The sequence below is a fragment of the Streptococcus pseudopneumoniae genome (genome assembly GCF_001076775.1).
In the GTDB taxonomy this organism is placed as follows: Bacteria; Bacillota; Bacilli; order Lactobacillales; family Streptococcaceae; genus Streptococcus; species Streptococcus pseudopneumoniae_G.
Genome location: NZ_JVGV01000030.1, coordinates 18,637 through 36,445 on the forward strand (window position 1 = coordinate 18,637; position 17,809 = coordinate 36,445).

General features: G+C 37.1%; 21 protein-coding genes. All 21 read left to right on the top strand.

The features are described 5' to 3' along the window. Positions 1-35 precede the first annotated feature (35 nt). Complete coding sequence (gene glyA / locus ADJ60_RS09000) at positions 36-1,292, top strand: serine hydroxymethyltransferase (RefSeq protein ID WP_049544652.1); 1,257 nt, start codon at positions 36-38, stop codon at positions 1,290-1,292. A gap of 7 nt (positions 1,293-1,299) precedes the next feature. Then, positions 1,300-2,274: a nucleoid-associated protein gene (locus ADJ60_RS09005; protein ID WP_049544653.1), complete on the top strand. Its 975-nt coding sequence runs from the start codon at positions 1,300-1,302 to the stop codon at positions 2,272-2,274. Beyond that, entirely contained in the window at positions 2,274-2,888 is a 615-nt protein-coding gene (gene pmp23, locus ADJ60_RS09010; RefSeq protein WP_000476366.1) for a cell wall hydrolase Pmp23, read from the top strand. The genes ADJ60_RS09005 and pmp23 overlap by 1 nt, the downstream gene beginning before the upstream one ends. A gap of 73 nt (positions 2,889-2,961) precedes the next feature. Continuing rightward, a complete protein-coding gene (locus tag ADJ60_RS09015) occupies positions 2,962-3,936 on the top strand; it encodes a DUF1002 domain-containing protein (RefSeq protein ID WP_049544654.1) in 975 nt (324 codons plus the stop codon). Positions 3,937-4,009: 73 nt separating this feature from the next. Then, on the top strand, positions 4,010-5,371 hold the full coding sequence (gene rlmD / locus ADJ60_RS09020) for a 23S rRNA (uracil(1939)-C(5))-methyltransferase RlmD (protein WP_049544655.1): 1,362 nt from the start codon (positions 4,010-4,012) through the stop codon (positions 5,369-5,371). Between the two features lie 208 nt (positions 5,372-5,579). After that, a complete protein-coding gene (locus tag ADJ60_RS11650) occupies positions 5,580-5,753 on the top strand; it encodes a hypothetical protein (protein ID WP_000159603.1) in 174 nt (57 codons plus the stop codon). Continuing rightward, positions 5,750-6,529: a replication initiator protein A gene (locus ADJ60_RS09025; protein WP_000822769.1), complete on the top strand. Its 780-nt coding sequence runs from the start codon at positions 5,750-5,752 to the stop codon at positions 6,527-6,529. Before ADJ60_RS11650 ends, ADJ60_RS09025 begins: the two co-directional genes overlap by 4 nt. 98 nt (positions 6,530-6,627) lie before the next feature. After that, a complete protein-coding gene (gene dcm, locus ADJ60_RS09030; protein ID WP_049544656.1) occupies positions 6,628-7,986 on the top strand; it encodes a DNA (cytosine-5-)-methyltransferase in 1,359 nt (452 codons plus the stop codon). After that, positions 7,970-8,419 (top strand): hypothetical protein, encoded by a 450-nt coding sequence (locus tag ADJ60_RS09035; protein WP_000645881.1) that lies wholly within the window; start codon positions 7,970-7,972, stop codon positions 8,417-8,419. The genes dcm and ADJ60_RS09035 overlap by 17 nt, the downstream gene beginning before the upstream one ends. Further along, on the top strand, positions 8,412-8,792 hold the full coding sequence (locus tag ADJ60_RS09040) for an arsenate reductase family protein (RefSeq protein ID WP_049544657.1): 381 nt from the start codon (positions 8,412-8,414) through the stop codon (positions 8,790-8,792). The genes ADJ60_RS09035 and ADJ60_RS09040 overlap by 8 nt, the downstream gene beginning before the upstream one ends. Before the next feature lie 12 nt (positions 8,793-8,804). Further along, complete coding sequence (locus ADJ60_RS09045) at positions 8,805-9,038, top strand: hypothetical protein (RefSeq protein ID WP_000840776.1); 234 nt, start codon at positions 8,805-8,807, stop codon at positions 9,036-9,038. A 2-nt stretch (positions 9,039-9,040) separates the two neighbouring features. Continuing rightward, the gene (locus tag ADJ60_RS09050) at positions 9,041-9,628 is read left to right on the top strand and encodes a CPBP family intramembrane glutamic endopeptidase (RefSeq protein ID WP_049544658.1); all 588 of its coding nucleotides are present in this window, start codon (positions 9,041-9,043) and stop codon (positions 9,626-9,628) included. 433 nt (positions 9,629-10,061) lie between these two features. Beyond that, on the top strand, positions 10,062-10,250 hold the full coding sequence (locus ADJ60_RS11805; RefSeq protein WP_049544659.1) for a hypothetical protein: 189 nt from the start codon (positions 10,062-10,064) through the stop codon (positions 10,248-10,250). A 31-nt stretch (positions 10,251-10,281) separates the two neighbouring features. Next, positions 10,282-10,869 (top strand): ATP-binding cassette domain-containing protein, encoded by a 588-nt coding sequence (locus ADJ60_RS09060; protein WP_049544660.1) that lies wholly within the window; start codon positions 10,282-10,284, stop codon positions 10,867-10,869. 3 nt (positions 10,870-10,872) lie between these two features. Next, entirely contained in the window at positions 10,873-12,057 is a 1,185-nt protein-coding gene (locus tag ADJ60_RS09065) for a hypothetical protein (protein WP_049544661.1), read from the top strand. 396 nt (positions 12,058-12,453) lie between these two features. Beyond that, positions 12,454-13,089 (top strand): hypothetical protein, encoded by a 636-nt coding sequence (locus tag ADJ60_RS09070; protein WP_049544662.1) that lies wholly within the window; start codon positions 12,454-12,456, stop codon positions 13,087-13,089. 343 nt (positions 13,090-13,432) lie between these two features. Then, on the top strand, positions 13,433-14,023 hold the full coding sequence (locus ADJ60_RS09075; RefSeq protein ID WP_049544663.1) for a type IV toxin-antitoxin system AbiEi family antitoxin domain-containing protein: 591 nt from the start codon (positions 13,433-13,435) through the stop codon (positions 14,021-14,023). Next, positions 14,023-14,859 carry a nucleotidyl transferase AbiEii/AbiGii toxin family protein gene (locus ADJ60_RS09080; protein WP_000492399.1) on the top strand — a complete coding sequence of 279 codons (837 nt, stop codon included), beginning with the start codon at positions 14,023-14,025 and terminating at the stop codon, positions 14,857-14,859. Before ADJ60_RS09075 ends, ADJ60_RS09080 begins: the two co-directional genes overlap by 1 nt. A gap of 282 nt (positions 14,860-15,141) precedes the next feature. After that, on the top strand, positions 15,142-15,441 hold the full coding sequence (locus tag ADJ60_RS09085) for a hypothetical protein (protein WP_000869753.1): 300 nt from the start codon (positions 15,142-15,144) through the stop codon (positions 15,439-15,441). Continuing rightward, on the top strand, positions 15,431-15,919 hold the full coding sequence (locus tag ADJ60_RS09090) for a hypothetical protein (RefSeq protein ID WP_000093674.1): 489 nt from the start codon (positions 15,431-15,433) through the stop codon (positions 15,917-15,919). The genes ADJ60_RS09085 and ADJ60_RS09090 overlap by 11 nt, the downstream gene beginning before the upstream one ends. After that, a complete protein-coding gene (locus ADJ60_RS09095) occupies positions 15,919-17,796 on the top strand; it encodes a VirD4-like conjugal transfer protein, CD1115 family (RefSeq protein ID WP_049544716.1) in 1,878 nt (625 codons plus the stop codon). The genes ADJ60_RS09090 and ADJ60_RS09095 overlap by 1 nt, the downstream gene beginning before the upstream one ends. Positions 17,797-17,809: the final 13 nt, after the last annotated feature.

Genomic DNA, 17,809 nt, shown 5'->3' on the forward strand with positions numbered 1-17,809 from the left:
TAATGGACTAGTCACACAATAAAAGGAGAAGACCTATGATTTTTGACAAAGACGATTTTAAAGTATATGATGCTGATCTCTGGAATGCCATTGCCAAAGAAGAAGAACGCCAACAAAATAACATTGAATTGATTGCTTCGGAAAACGTAGTTTCCAAGGCTGTCATGGCAGCTCAAGGGTCTATCTTGACGAATAAATATGCCGAAGGCTACCCAGGACGCCGTTATTATGGTGGAACTGATGTGGTAGACGTGGTAGAAAGTCTAGCTATTGAACGTGCAAAAGAAATTTTCGGCGCTAAATTCGCTAATGTCCAACCTCACTCAGGAAGCCAAGCCAACTGTGCGGCTTACATGGCCTTGATTGAGCCAGGTGATACCGTTATGGGTATGGATTTGGCAGCAGGTGGACACTTGACTCACGGAGCTCCTGTCAGCTTCTCAGGTCAAACTTATAACTTTGTGTCTTATAGTGTGGACCCTGAAACGGAACTCTTGGATTTTGATGCTATCTTGAAACAAGCCCAAGAAGTCAAACCAAAATTGATTGTAGCAGGTGCTTCAGCCTATTCTCAAATTATCGATTTTTCAAAATTCCGTGAAATTGCTGATGCTGTTGGGGCTAAGCTCATGGTGGACATGGCTCATATCGCTGGTTTGGTGGCAGCCGGACTTCACCCAAGTCCAGTGCCATACGCTCATATCACGACAACAACGACCCACAAAACCCTTCGTGGACCTCGTGGTGGTTTGATTTTGACCAATGATGAGGACCTAGCTAAGAAGATCAATTCAGCAATTTTCCCAGGTATTCAGGGCGGTCCTTTGGAGCATGTTGTTGCTGCTAAGGCAGTTTCCTTCAAAGAAGTTTTGGATCCAGCCTTCAAGGAATATGCTGCTAATGTTATCAAGAACAGCAAGGCTATGGCAGATGTCTTCTTGCAAGATCCTGATTTCCGTATCATTTCTGGTGGGACTGAAAACCACCTCTTCCTAGTTGATGTGACTAAAGTTGTAGAAAACGGAAAAGTTGCTCAAAACTTGCTGGATGAAGTCAATATTACCCTAAATAAAAACTCAATCCCTTACGAAACCTTGTCACCATTCAAGACAAGTGGGATTCGTATCGGATCTGCAGCAATTACTGCGCGTGGATTTGGTGAAGAAGAGAGTCGCAAAGTGGCTGAACTCATCATTAAAACCCTTAAGAATGCAGAAAATGAGGCTGTATTAGAAGAAGTGAGAAGTGCAGTCAAAGAATTGACAGATGCCTTCCCATTATACGAGGACTAAAACTTTTATGGACATTTATATTAAGAAAGCCATTATTCACCAGTTCAGTCCGGATGATACCGAGCTGTTCCTAGCGGATAAGCTTCTCAATATTACTCCAAAAATCGAAGAATACCTGCGTAGAAAAATTGAACGTGTGTATTCAGATGAAGCCAAGACTGGGATTTTCGAGGAAGAAAATCCCTTCTTCAATCATATAACAGACGATTTGTTGGAGACATCACTAACACTGGCTAATCTATGGAAAGAAGAGTTCAGTATTTCTGAAAACCTCAAGACCAATGACTTGATTTTTGTGCAATTTTCTAAAGAAGGTGTAGAACATTTCGCTTTCTTACGAATTGCCCTGCGTGAGACCCTGACCCACCTCGGTGGAGAAGTTGATAATCCAATCAAGCTGACTCAGAATAACCTGCCTGGATTTGGAACGGGTGCTGATGAGGCCTTGGTGGTCAATCTTCAGAGTCGCAAGTACCATCTCATTGAAAAACGCATCAAGTACAATGGGACTTTCTTGAACTATTTTTCAGACAATCTTCTTGCCGTTTCCCCTAAGATTTCTCCCAAGAAATCTATCAAAGAACTGGAAAAAACAGCCCAGAGAATTGCTGAATCTTTTAACACAGATGATTTTCAATTTCAATCTAAGGTCAAATCAGCGATTTTCAACAACCTAGAAGAAAGCAATGAATTGTCGCCTGAAAAATTGGCCAACGACCTTTTTGACAACAATCTGACGGCTCGTTTGAGCTTTATTGATCAAGTCAAAGAAGCCGTACCAGAGCCTGTTCAGTTTGATGAAATTGATGCCAGTCGTCAGCTTAAAAAATTTGAAAACCAAAAACTTTCCTTGTCAAATGGAATTGAGCTCATAGTTCCTAATAACGTCTATCAAGACGCCGAGTCTGTTGAGTTTATCCAAAACGACAATGGAACCTACTCTATCTTAATCAAAAATATCGAGGATATCCAAAGTAAATAATGTTTAAACGAATTCGAAGAGTGCTTGTACTAGCAGTCTTCCTTTTTGCTGGATATAAAGCTTACCACGTTCACCAGGATGTCAAGCAAGTCATGACCTATCAACCCATGGTGCGAGAAATCTTGAGTGAAAAAGACACCCCAGCAAACGAAGAGCTTGTGCTCGCTATGATTTATACTGAAACAAAAGGAAAAGAAGGCGATGTTATGCAGTCTAGTGAGTCTGCAAGTGGTTCCACCAATACCATCAATGATAATGCTTCTAGCATTCGGCAAGGTGTTCAAACTCTGACAGATAATCTCTATCTGGCCCAGAAGAAGGGGGTAGATGTCTGGACGGCTGTTCAAGCCTATAATTTTGGACCTGCCTATATCGATTTTATCGCCCAAAATGGTAAGGAAAACACCCTAGCACTGGCCAAACAGTACTCTCGTGATACTGTTGCTCCCTTGCTTGGTAACACCACTGGAAAGACTTATAGTTATATTCACCCCATTTCCATTTTTCATGGAGCCGAACTCTATGTAAATGGAGGAAACTATTATTATTCTAGACAGGTGCAACTCAACCTTTACATCATCAAATGTTTTACTCTCTTTTCGACATCTGGCTAGTCCAGGTGTTTTTGTTATAAGTTTTCTTTAAGATAGATATATTACTCTAGAAAGGTAAAGGAGGAAATTCCCTATGAGAAAGAAACTCTTTCTGACCAGTGCTGCGGTCTTGTGGGCAGTAACAGCTATGAATAGTGTCCATGCAGCAACTGATGTTCAAAAAGTCATCGATGAAACCTATGTTCAACCTGAATATGTCCTAGGTTCATCATTGTCTGAAGATCAAAAAAATCAAACCCTTAAAAAACTAGGCTACAATGCCTCAACAGACACCAAAGAACTCAAGACCATGACACCTGATGTCTATTCTAAGATTATGAATGTTGCCAATGACTCTAGCTTACAATTGTATTCATCAGCCAAGATTCAAAAGCTAGGTGACAAGTCGCCACTTGAGGTCAAGATTGAAACACCAGAAAACATCACTAAGGTGACGCAGGATATGTACCGCAATGCGGCCGTAACTTTGGGTGTGGAACACGCCAAAATTACTGTAGCAGCACCTATTTCAGTTACAGGTGAGAGTGCCTTAGCAGGGATTTACTATTCACTTGAAGCTAATGGAGCCAAGGTGCCACAAGCCAACAAAGATTTGGCTCAAGAAGAGTTGAAGGCTTTGTCCGATATCAATGCTGAAAACAAGGACAAGTCAGGCTATGATGCTAATAAATTAAACGTTGCCCTAGCTGATATCAAGTCAGGACTCGCCAAAGCTAAAGAAAGCAAGGGAAATCTGACGGAGGAAGATATCCGTAAAATTGTTGAAGATACCTTGAAAAATTACAAACTTGATCAGGTTATAACAGGAAACCAAATCAATATCATCATCAATTTTGCTTTGAATCTATCGAAGAGTGATATCCTCAGCAATGCAGACTTCACTAAAACCCTGAATGACCTTAAACAAAGTATTGTTTCACAAGCTGGCGACAGTTTTAAAAATATCAACCTTAACTTTGATGCTGATAAGGCGCTAGAGGACGGCGGCAATTTCCTAAGCTCCCTCTGGCAAGCCATTGTCAACTTCTTCAAGAGTTTTGGTTCTTAAGAAAAATCATGGTATAATAGATGGTAACCGTAACGTTGCCGTCTTTTTTGTCGGTCAATAGAAAGAGAAGAAAATGTTAAAGAAAAATGATATTGTAGAAGTTGAAATTGTTGACTTGACCCATGAAGGTGCAGGAGTGGCCAAGGTGGATGGTTTGGTATTCTTTGTCGAGAATGCTTTACCGAGTGAAAAAATCCTCATGCGTGTCCTCAAGGTCAATAAAAAGATTGGTTTTGGTAAAGTTGAAGAATACCTTGTTCAATCACCACACCGTAATCAAGATTTAGATTTGGCTTACCTGCGTTCAGGAATCGCGGATTTAGGTCATCTTGCCTATCCAGAACAGCTCAAATTTAAAACCAAGCAAGTTAAGGATAGTCTATATAAGATTGCTGGAATTGATGATATAGAGGTTGCTGAAACTTTAGGTATGGAACATCCAGTCAAGTACCGCAATAAGGCGCAGGTCCCTGTTCGTCGTGTGAATGGTGTCTTGGAAACAGGATTTTTCCGTAAGAATTCGCATGACCTCATGCCTCTAGAAGATTTCTTTATCCAAGATCCTGTGATTGATGAGGTAGTAGTAGCTCTACGTGACTTGCTCCGTCGTTATGACCTGAAACCTTATGATGAAAAGGAACAAGCTGGCTTGATTCGAAACCTTGTGGTACGTCGTGGGCATTACTCAGGACAAATCATGGTTATTTTGGTAACAACCCGTCCAAAGATTTTCCGTGTGGAACAATTGATTGAACAATTAATCAAGCAGTTCCCAGAGATTGTGTCTGTTATGCAAAATATTAATGACCAGAACACTAATGCTATTTTTGGTAAGGAATGGCGTACGCTTTATGGTCAAGACTATATTACCGACCAAATGTTGGGAAATGACTACCAAATCGCTGGTCCCGCTTTTTACCAAGTCAATACTGAAATGGCGGAGAATCTCTATCAAACAGCTATTGACTTTGCAGCATTAAAATCAGATGATGTGGTTATTGATGCCTACTCTGGTATCGGGACGATTGGCCTCTCTGTTGCGAAACATGTCAAGGAAGTTTATGGTGTTGAAGTGATTGCAGAAGCGGTTGAGAATAGCAAGAAGAATGCTCAACTGAACAATATTTCAAACGCCCACTATGTCTGTGATACAGCCGAAAATGCCATGAAGAAGTGGCTCAAGGAAGGGATTCAACCCAGCCTTATACTAGTGGACCCACCAAGAAAAGGACTCACAGAAAGCTTTATCAAGGCAAGTAGTCAAACAGGAGCTAAACGCATCGCCTATATCTCATGTAATGTCTCAACGATGGCGCGTGATATCAAACTCTACCGAGAATTGGGATATGAATTGAAGAAAGTACAGCCGGTTGATTTATTCCCTCAAACTCATCACGTGGAGTGTGTAGTGTTGCTACAACGAAAAAAAGGGTGAAAATCCTTGATTTTAAGCTATTTTACAAGCATTTTGTCTTTGTAGATAAAGGCAATTTTGACGTCAGAAAAGTCCTAAAAAGGCACATAGATGTATATGTATTTGTAGATGTCGTTTGCGCATCGGAAAAATGAATACAACAATAAATATTTATCTAAAGAGAGAACAATTGTATATTGTTCTCCTTTTTTTATTTTCAGGAGGGAAAATGACAAAAGAATTACAATCATCACGCTATATTGTCATTTCATTTTTAGTACGTGAAATGGGAATTGATATTGTTGAGGCCATATCTCTTATGGCTGAATTAGAAAAAAGTGGCTTGGTTCGCTTCGAATCAAGTGGAGATTTAATACTCAAAGAACTTGGAGGAACGCTATGAAACGAATTACCGCAAATCAATACCAAACTTCAGAACGGTATTACAAATTACCTAAAATTCTTTTTGAGGATGAGAAATATATGGATATGAAACTAGAAGTAAAGGTGGCTTATTCTATTTTAAAAGATCGTTTAGAATTATCTCTCAGTCGTGGTTGGATAGATGAAGAGGGAGCGGTCTATTTAGTATTTTCTAATTCTAAACTGATGAAGCTATTAGGTTGTTCGAAGTCAAAATTACTGTCCATCAAAAAAACTCTTAAAGAATATGACTTAATTGATGAAGTTCAACAGTCTTCAAGTGAGAAAGGAAGACTAGCTAATAAGATTTATTTAGGGGAATTATCTTCTACCCCAGTAGCTAATTCAAACAGGCCTAGTGTTAAAAAAAGACTAGGGCAGGGTGAAAATGAAACGGCCCCCGTCTCACATTCAGCCCCTAGTGAGACTGAAGTTAGTGAGACTAAATATAGTGAGACTGATTCTTTATTTATTGAGGATGAGGAGGAGAGGGATACTCAACCTATCTTGAAAAGAAAAGTAGAAAAGGTCACAAAATATGATCGAGATTATATTTGGGGATTGGTGCAAGATCAATTTAGACGAGAGGGGTTTTCTGAAACAGCCAGTGAAATTGCTATGACTGATTTTGAGAGAATCTATCAGTATGCTCTTGACAATGTTCGCTTTGTTAGACGAGCGGAAGTACTTGCTGAATTTGTGTTTAATGGCTTGTATTCCGTTTGGAACAACCGTGTTAGAAAAGGAGGTGGTTAAATGTCGCCAATCGAGTGGATATTAGTTATGCTCATTGTCATTTCAAGTGGAGTGACAGTTCTGACAATGATAGTCGATAAGAAAGGGGTGATAAAGAAATGAGATTTATTGATTTATTTTCAGGTATCGGTGGCTTTCGACTAGGAATGGAAAGTGTCGGACACGAGTGTATTGGATTTTGTGAGATTGATAAATTTGCTAGAGAATCTTATAAGTCCATTTTTCAAACGGAAGGAGAAATTGAATTTCATGACATACGAGATGTTTCAGATGACGAATTTAAAAAACTTAGAGGGAAAGTCGATGTCATCTGTGGAGGATTCCCTTGTCAAGCATTTTCAATCGCAGGAAGACGATTGGGATTTGAAGATACTAGAGGAACTTTATTCTTTGAAATTGCTCGAGCGGCCAAACAAATCCAACCACGTTTTCTTTTTCTTGAAAATGTTAAAGGCCTACTCAATCACGATAAGGGACGGACGTTCACCACAATCCTTACCACGCTTGATGAATTGGGGTTTGATGTTGAGTGGCAGATGCTTAACAGTAAGGATTTTGGCGTTCCCCAAAACAGAGAGAGGGTGTTTATTATCGGACATTCTAGAAAGAGAGGTACCAGACTCTTATTTCCTTTCAGACGAGAAGGTCAAGCAACTAACCCTGAGACTTTAAAAATATTAGGGAATTTGAATCCATCAAAAAGTGGAATGAGTGGTAAAGTCTATTATTCAGAAGGTCTTGCGCCAACCTTAGTTCGTGGAAAAGGAGAAGGATTTAAAATTGCGATTCCTTGTATGACACCAGACAGATTAGACAAGAGACAAAATGGTAGACGTTTCAAGGATAATCAAGAGCCAATGTTTACTTTAAATACTCAGGATCGCCATGGTATTGTCGTTGTTGGAGATTTACCAACTAGCTTTAAGGAAACTGGTAGAGTCTATGGAAGTGAGGGCTTATCTCCAACACTGACTACGATGCAAGGAGGAGATAAAATCCCCAAAATACTGATTCCAGAACCAATCCAATTTCTAAAAGTCCGAGAGGCAACGAAAAAAGGATATGCTCAAGCAGAGATTGGGGATTCAATCAATTTAGAAAGACCAAGTTCTCAGCATCGTCGTGGTAGAGTTGGAAAAGGTATAGCTAATACGTTAACAACTAGTGGGCAAATGGGAGTAGTAGTGGCTAGCTATGAAGGAGAAGATAAACAAGTTTACCAAGTAGCTGGTGTTTTAATAGATGGACAATTTTACCGTTTGAGAATACGACGAATCACTCCTAAAGAGTGTTTTCGATTGCAGGGCTTTCCTGATTGGGCTTTTGAAGCTGCTAGAAAAGTCTCTAGTAATAGTCAGCTCTATAAACAAGCTGCTAATAGTGTAACCGTTCCTGTGATTGCCGCAATCGCAAAGAAATTAAAAGAAGTAGAGGAAAAAGATGAAAGCATTAAATAAAGAATCAATACTAGATTGTGATGAATTAGAAACAGAATTACATGACGCAGAAATCAAACAGCTGGATGAACAAATATTTTTGATGCCCAATTATCCATGTGAGTTTGAGGTGACATTTTTAGATGATTACCATAAAAAACACAACTACCCCCTATTTTACGAATCCTATCTTCAAAACATTATGGAATTCCTTGAAAGTCAGGATATAAAGAACGGAGCTGATGCCTTTGTAGATGATCATCAGAATCTTGTTTTTGTTTTATATGGACAAGGCTATAGAGCTGAGGGAAAAGAGGGAATACTTACAACCCAAGTAACTGTAAAAGCTTTTGATGAAGACAAGAAACCGATTAACTTCGCAAATTTATTAGATTCCTTAATCGTCTCAGAATATCAAATGGAACCGAATCTTTGGGAGGTCTCCCATGATTGATCTCTATCTAAGTAAAAATAGCCAAAGAAATCAACTTCTTTTAGACTTCTTCCAAAACTATGGCATCGATGTATCTTGTCATTCAGTTTCTGAAATGACAAAGGACAAATTAATTGAGATGATGAGCTATTCTTCAGATTGTTTTGAGTTTTTATCTCCTAATTTATTACGATTTAAGAACCGTGACAATTTAAGATTAACGGATTTCATTGAAATGATATTAAAAAATCCTGAACTAACCATCAGACTTCCTCTTGCGGTTTCAAATAAGCGAGTTTATCCAAATCTAAATTTGGAGGAAGCTAGAGCTTTATTGCCAAGAGATACGAAACAATTGATTTACATGACACAAACACATTATTTATCTAACTAAAGGAGAAGCAATATGGCTGAACGATTTTGGGAGAACTTGTCCATTATTTTGGCTGAAAGAAATATCAGCTGGATTGAGTTAACCAGAAAAATGTTTGCGGGAGAGTTTCACTATCCAAGTGAATTGAATCGTTTGTATCAAAAGATTCGTCACTACAAGATGGAACAACGAATGCCTCAAAGTCCATGGGTAGAAAGGATTGTGCAGGTATTAGATTTAGATTATGAAGATTTATTTCGGAGGTAACTATGAAAAGAATAATTCCAGTTTATATATTCCAACAAGTAAATGTCCTATTGGTATCTCTATACTTACTGAAATTTCTTTGTATCGGTGAGGTAACTATACTACAGATTCTCTATGGTGCGTCACTCATTTCATTTTTATGGATATATGGTCAACGTAAAAAAGCGCATAAGGTCAATATGAAAACTAGGATGAAATGGCTTGGTATTGGATTCGTTAGCCTACTGATTATAAGTCTATGTTTTAGTCTAATCCATGCTCAAGGAACCACGAATCAAGCAAACTTAATTGACCTTCAACATCAAGTTCCTTGGTTTTCATTTTTATTGTTTTTAATCTATGCGAGTATGGTTGAAGAATTTCTGTATAGAGAAATTTTATGGAACTTGGTCAGAAAATTAGATATTCGAGTTGCGTTGACAAGTGTTTTATTTGCCTTAGTTCATCATCCAGGAACCATTCTAGCTTGGTGTTTATATGTTTCATTGGGAATATTTTTAGGGATGGTGCGCTATAAATCGGACTTATGGGGCAGTATGGGGCTACATTTGGTGTGGAACCTACTAGTTTATAGTTTGCTGCTTTTTTAAAATAGGTGACCTGATTTTTAGGTAACTTCTAAAACTAACTTCCAGTTTCCCACACCCTAGCCTTTAGTATGAGAAAAACGCGTGAAATCAGTGGAAATTCGTCTTAGACAAACTTCCACTGGTTTTCTTTTTCTTGATATATAAGGGTTCAAAAGCGAAAAGACTCAGAAAAAAGTGCACGACACATAGCCCTAAAACAGAGTCGTCTTAGAGTAAATTCGAGTTGTTAGCGTTTAGTGTGAGATTTTTCGGAACAAAAAAACTATTGCATAACAAATAAAAAAACTATTGCATAACAAATAAAAAAATGATATAATTAAAGCGCTTTCGAAAGTAAATATATTAGTGAGGTGGAAGCCATGAAAAAATCAGCAAAAGTTGTTTTATTAGCTAGTTTGTTATCTGTTGGTCTTTTCAGTCCAGTGTATCTGCTGTGAGCGTTCTTAAAACTTATAGGTATGATTGGAATACCTTCTATAGGTCTAGTATGAATTACCACAGACATAGCTATATTAACGTTCCATCATGGTCTCGTTATTATAGCTATTCTGAATATAAAATTGGTTCTGGTTGGAATTACGATTGTTATGAGGTACTAAACTACTACAGTGGAGGCTATTAATCGTTAAAGAGTAGAAAAAGGAGGACTGTATATGATAACTCTTACTCATGTTGCCTTAAAAACGCGACAAGTCATCTTACAAGATGTTGATTTTACATTTGAAAAGGGTAGGATTTATGGTATTCTTGCTATAAATGGCTCTGGAAAGACGACACTGTTCCGTGCCATTAGCAATTTAATTCCTATAAGTAGTGGAAATATCGCAGTCCCTCCTTCTTTATTTTATTATGAGAGCGTTGAATGGCTGGATGGAAACTTAAGTGGGATGGACTACCTTCGCCTTATAAAAAATATCTGGAAGTCAGATCTAAACTTGGGGGATGAAATTGATTACTGGGAAATGCCTGACTATATCAGCCTTCCCATTCGCAAGTATTCCTTAGGCATGAAGCAACGCTTGGTGATTGCCATGTATTTCCTGAGTCAGGCGAAATGCTGGCTTATGGATGAGATTACAAATGGCTTAGATGAGTATTATCGACAGAAGTTTTTTGATAGACTGGCACAAATCGATAGACAAGAGCAGCTGGTTCTTTTAAGTTCCCACTATAAGGAAGAGTTGGTTGATGTCTGCGATAGAGTAGTAACCATTCATCAGGGTCAGATAGAAGAGGTTTAGTTTATGAAAGATGTTGGTCTGTTTTTATTGAAAAAAGTTTTCAAAAGTCGCTTAAACTGGATTATCTTAGCTTTATTTGTATCTGTACTCGGTGTTACCTTTTATTTAAATAGTCGGACTGCAAACTCACACAGCTTGGAGAGCGAGTTGGAAACCAGTCTTGTAAAAGATGAGAGAATCATCAATGAATATGAAGAGAAACTCTCTCAAATATCTGACACCAGCTCGGAGGAATACCAAATTGCTAAAAGTGATTTAGAATCGCAAAAAAATCTTTTGACGCTAAAGACAGAAATTCTGACTTTATTAAAAGAAGGGCGCTGGAAAGAAGCCTACTATTTGCAGTGGCAAGATGAAGAGAAGAATTATGAAAAGATATCAAATACCCCGACTTCTAGCTCTGAACTAAAAATGGGGGCTGACCGCCAGCGAAAGATTTACCAAGCCCTATATCCCTTGAACATAAAAGCGCACAATTTAGATTATCCGACCCACGGGATTGATCAGATTGTCTGGATTTTAGAGGCTATTATCCCAACCTTGTTTGTGATTGCTATTATTTTTATGCTAACGCAACTATTTGCAGAAAGATATCAAAATCATCTGGACATAGCTCAGTTATATCCTTTTTCAAAAGTGGCATTTGCCATGTCCTCTCTTGGAGTTGGAGTGGGTTATGTAACTGTGCTGTTTATCGGAATCAGTGGATTTTCTTTTCTAGTGGGAAGTCTGATAAGTGGTTTTGGACAGTTAGATTATCCCTACCCGATTTATAACTTAACGAATCAAGAGGTAACTATTGGAAAGATACAGGATGTGTTATTTCCTAGCTTGTTCTTAGCTTTCTTAGCCTTTATCGTCATTGTGGAAGTTGTGTATTTGATTGCTTACTTTTTCAAGCAAAAAATGCCTGTACTCTTTCTTTCACTCATTGGGATTGTTGGCTTATTGTTTGGCATCCAAACAATTCAGCCTCTTCAAAGGATTGCACATCTGATTCCCTTTACTTACTTACGTTCAGTGGAGATTTTGTCTGGAAGATTACCTAAGCAAATTGATAATGTCAATCTAAATTGGGACATGGGGCTAGTTTTACTTCCTTGCCTGATTATCCTTTTGTTAGTGGGGATTCTATTTATCGAAAGATGGGGAAGTTCACATAAAAAAGAAGTTTTTAATAGATCCTAGCTTTCCTATAGGGAAAGTAAGGAAAAACTAACATAGAGAGGGAATCAACTTGATTCTCTCTTTTTGATTCGAAAACCAAGCCAAAATACAAACACAAACTTTTCAAAAAAAGGACCTGATTTATTTAGATATTCATAATGAATGTAATTGTTGACAAATATGGACTAATTGCGTATAATGAAGGTAATTAAATGATATAATTACTTGTGGGCTAGTGGATATGGTCTGCACCCGCCTGTGGGCTCCGCTCTCAGTTCAGACTGTTTGTTGAGAAAAAGAATAGCAGGACTGCCTACCCTTGAGGAACAGATAGGGCATATCTAGCGTGAGGTGAAACTCAATACGTGGGAGAGAAGGAAGCAGGAGCTTCCTTCTCTTTTTTAGGAGAAAATTCAAATGACTTATACTTTGGAATGGCTAAAGACTTTTGATGGAAAGATTGATATTGTCAATGTTAAGATGGATTGCTTGGCCAATACTATTGAGAAAAATGTTTCTCAGTACAAATATATTTATCAGACAAATATGGAGAACTGTCCTAAAATTATTCTATCAGTTCCAAATTCCTCCATTCCTCATCTTTTAGGATTATCTAGAGAACATCATGTTAATTTACCAACTAATAATGCAGGGAGTATTTTTGAAGGATTAAAAGATGATTGGACATTGGAACGCCTGAATAAAGCTGATAATGGTTGGTTCAACGAAAATAAATTCAAAATAGTTGGAACCTTGTTGCTTTATCAAATGTTACATGTAATGGAGTGTAAATTCTATACAACTGATGGCATTTTGAATAGAAGAGTTGGTAGCCGATTTAGAAGAGATCATATTTATTTTGTAGTCTTTAAATTAAGTAATGGTATTAGTTATACAGTAGAACTATCACGTGAACAAGGAAATCAATACTTTCCAAGAAGCCTTAAAATCAATGATACCTCCGTTACAGATTGTAGAGAAATAGAGCTTAGACTTATTAATAAGATTCGATTTAAGCCAGTTAAGGCAAGAAAGGTGAAATGGCCATCATGATTTAAAAATTGAAATCATGGTTACATCACTATTCTTTTCTTAACCAATGTGAGTATTGTTGAAGAATTTCTGTATCGAGAAATTTTATGAAAGTTAATCATATCAGAGTTTCTTTGACAAGCATTTTATCTTGCTGTTTGTATGTTTTTACTAGAAATATTTCTAGGGCTTCATTTGGAGTAGAACCTATTAGTCCATGGCTTACTTCTTCTTTATAATAGGTGGTCTGGCTTACTTATAGATTCAGTTTGAAATAAAAAACTAAATGAATTGATTTTAAAGAAATAAAATGCTAACATATGTAGAAGGTGTTAGCATTTTATTTCTAAGAAAGGAGAATGGTATGGTTGATAAAAGAGAGAAACTGATGAACTCTTTTAATCAGTATGGTTTTTTAACTTTTAAACAAGTAATAGATGAAAATTTACACTACAAAACCTTATTAAAAATGGTTACAGAAGGAAAAATCGATGCTGAAGAAAAAGGGTTATATCGCTTACCTGATATTTATTTAGATGAGTGGTTTGTCCTTCAGCATCGATTTCCAAAGGGAATCTTTTCTTTGGAGACAGCACTTTGGTTACATGGTTTATCTTTAACTATCCCTTTTAACATGACGATGAGTTTTCCTTATGGTACGAATACCAAAAACATTAAGGAAGCAGATATATGTCCTATTATTTTACGCTCTCACTATAGTGAAGGAATTATTGAAATAGAGCGCCTTCCTGGTCAATTTATTAAAGTTTATGAAGTTGAACGAGTTTTGGTTGAATGTCTAAGACCAGTTCATAAGGTGGATCTTCAAATTATTGCACCAGCGTTTAAAAAATATTTTCAACAAAATAAAATTCATTTACACAAATTATTTTATTATGCCCAGCTATTTAAAGTAACTGATAAGTTACAATCTTATACGGAGGTACTATCTTAATGTTTTCAAATGCGAATAGCTTTAAAGCAAAAATCAAAAACATTTCAAAAGATAAGGGAATTCCAGCTCAACAAGTACAACAACATTATTTAATTGAGCAAGTGTTAAAGCTGATTTCTACTAGTTCTTATAGAGATTCCTTCATTGTAAAAGGAGGGTATCTAATAGGTCAAATGATTGGACTAGATAAGCGAACCACAATGGATTTAGATGTCACTCTGAAGGGAACCGAAATGAGCAGAGAAAATTTGATTCATATCTTTGAAGAGATTCTTTGTTCTAAAACTGATGGATTTTCATTTTCAGTAGATAAGCTAGAGCCTATTCGCCAAGATGATGAATATGGAGGATTTTCATTAAAATTAAATGCAACTTTTGATACATTAAAGGAGGTTGTTTTTATTGATATTACTACTGGTGATAAAATCACACCAAGAGAAATTACTTATTCAATGACTTCTATCTTTACTAATGAAAGCATCAAGATATGGACATATAATCTAGAGACTGTACTTGCTGAAAAGTTAGAAACGATCATTAGTAGGGGATTAGCTTCGACACGCCCACGTGATCGATATGATCTTTTCACCTTGTATAAACTTAGAAAAGAAGAGATTAATCTAGAAGTATTAAAAAATGCACTTGAAAATACGGCAGAAAAACGTAAAAGTAAAGATACTATTTATAATTGGGAAGAACAAGTGAGAGGAATTGAAATTTCTGATTATCAGAAAGAGCTATGGATTCGTTATCAACGCCAATTTAAGTATGCTAAAGATATCTCATTTGATAACTCTGTTCAGGTTATTAGGGAAATTATGCAACAAATATTTTAGTACAAAAGTAACTCATTAGTAAAGCAGTGAGTTGCTTTTTTTATTCCAATAACTCCAAAAATGTGATAAAAATTTCAACTACTCTTATCTATAATAAAGCTACCTGTTCTTTGAAAATTGAATCCACTCCGTCTTGATTAGCGTGCCTGTGTAAGTAGGGACTGAGAGTATTTCCCTGTGAAGGGCAACTGGCACAAGACGTGTGTGAGAATTTTCTAACAGACACGGAGTTTATCGTTACCAGACTTAAACGATGCGACAAACTAGATAAAGGAGTTAATCATGAAGGTAGTAAACTTGTATGATTTGAAACAAATGGGAAATAAAGGTGGCTGTACCATCCAATTGATTCATCACTTTCCTTTTGGTATGGGCTTAGGACATCTCAAAAAAGACTACATTGAATTTAAACGTGTTGGTATCTTTGATGGGAAAGCAGTAGAAGTTACTCTTCGAGAACCTTATTCGAGAGATCTACTGCAGGTTGTCAAGTCGATTAAGCAACGTCAGAAATTGATAGCTTATCGCTATAAAGAAGGAAAGCTGCTATTTGTGAAGAAGGAGGCATCAGATGTCCTCTGAACAACAGGAACGAATGGCAGTTCAATATGCAGAGCGTAGTCTTTTATTTACTGTAAAAAGTCTTTTAAAGATTCTAGAATGGTCTAGACGTCAGGCTTTAGCACAGGATTCCGCCTATAAGATAGGGGTGCAGAAATTAGAAGAATTGCTACAATCTCCCTATGCGATTGATACGATTAATCTGAAAAAAGATTTTTTAGACAAACCAATTGATATAGAGAAATTTAAAGCTTTTTTAGAAAAAGAAGAGATTCCTTTAGCCATCGCTTGGCAAGGGGATTCTCTACATTTCTACACGAAAGACCGTTCGATTCTAGACAATCATTTAGACCATCTGTTAGAAAAAATGGTTAATGATCCGGAGAAATTAGCTGATTTTACCATGGATAAGTCATTAGACGATGCAATTGATGAGGCTAAATCCCAAATTACCTTTAGACAAGAAGGTGCCGTCAAACAGAAAGAGATGGTGAGATGATGTACAGTGGAAAGAAATTCCTACTATTCTCACTGTTAGGTATCTTACTAGGCTATCTTTTTCATCGTTTGACGCTTTTGTATGATTCCTATACTGGAAATACCTTAGATAAATGGAGTCGTCTCCTGATGGAAGGTCAAGATGAAGTTCTTCAGTCGCCATGGAATATTTCTTTTACTGGAAAATCAAGTGCTTTTTTTCTACTAGGCTTTGTGATGATGTTGCTGGTTTATCTCTATTTAGAGACTGGTAAAAAACAATACCGAGAAGGGGTAGAATACGGGAGCGCCCGTTTTGGAACTCTAAAAGAAAAGAAGCTCTTTTACGGTAAGGAATTTTCTCATGATACGATCTTAGCACAAGATGTTCGTTTGACATTATTAGATAAAAAACCACCCCAATTTGATAGAAATAAGAATATTGCGGTGATTGGAGGTTCAGGAAGTGGGAAGACATTTCGCTTTGTGAAACCCAATCTGATTCAGATGAATAGTTCTAATATTGTAGTGGATCCTAAAGATCACTTGGCCGAGAAAACAGGCAAACTCTTTTTAGAACATGGCTACCAAGTAAAGGTGTTAGATTTAGTCAATATGAAGAACTCAGATGGTTTCAATCCTTTTCGCTATATAGAGACAGAAAATGATTTGAATCGCATGCTGACGGTTTATTTTAATAACACTAAAGGCTCTGGATCTCGTAGTGATCCATTTTGGGATGAAGCTTCTATGACTTTGGTACGAGCTTTAGCCTCCTACTTGGTCGATTTCTATAATCCACCCAAAACAAGAGAACAGCTCATAGAAGAAAGTCGTTTAAGTCAAAAGGAATACCAAAACTTGTTGAAACGTCAAAAAAAAGAAGTGGAAAAGCGAAAAAAACGAGGGCGTTATCCAAGTTTTGCTGAAATCTCAAAACTCATTAAACACTTATCAAAGGGTGAAAATCAAGAAAAAAGTGTCTTAGAAATTCTATTTGAAAATTATGCTAAAAAGTATGGGACTGAAAATTTTACCATGCGAAATTGGGCAGATTTCCAAAATTATAAGGATAAGACTCTGGATTCTGTTGTTGCTGTAACCACTGCTAAATTTGCCCTCTTCAATATTCAAAGTGTCATGGATTTGACCAAAAGAGATACCCTTGATATGAAGACATGGGGCAAGGAAAAATCAATGGTTTACCTAGTTATCCCAGATAACGATAGTACCTTTCGCTTTCTTTCAGCCCTCTTTTTTTCAACCGTATTTCAAACCCTAACAAGACAAGCAGATATTGATTTTAAGGGTCAATTGCCTCTTCATGTGAGAGTCTATTTAGATGAGTTCGCAAATATCGGAGAAATTCCAGATTTTGCTGAACAAACCTCAACAGTCCGTTCTCGAAATATGAGTCTCGTTCCCATTCTTCAAAATATTGCCCAACTTCAAGGGCTCTATAAAGAAAAAGAAGCTTGGAAAATCATTCTTGGAAATTGTGATAGCTTAGTCTACTTAGGTGGTAATGATGAAGATACCTTTAAATTTATGAGTGGCTTACTCGGTAAACAAACCATTGATGTTCGAAATACTAGTCGTTCCTTTGGCCAAACAGGTTCAGGATCCCTTTCTCATCAAAAGATTGCTCGTGATTTAATGACACCCGATGAGGTCGGAAATATGAAACGGCATGAATGCTTGGTTCGAATTGCCAATATGCCTGTCTTTAAAAGCAAAAAATACAATTCAACCAAGCATCCAAACTGGAAGTACCTAGCCAATCAAGAAACCGATGAACGGTGGTGGAACTATCAAATCAATCCTTTGAATCAAAGACAAGAAAATCATCTTGAAGGCCTTAGAATTCGTGATTTAACTTTTGAATCTAGTTTAAAATAAAAATAGAAAAGAG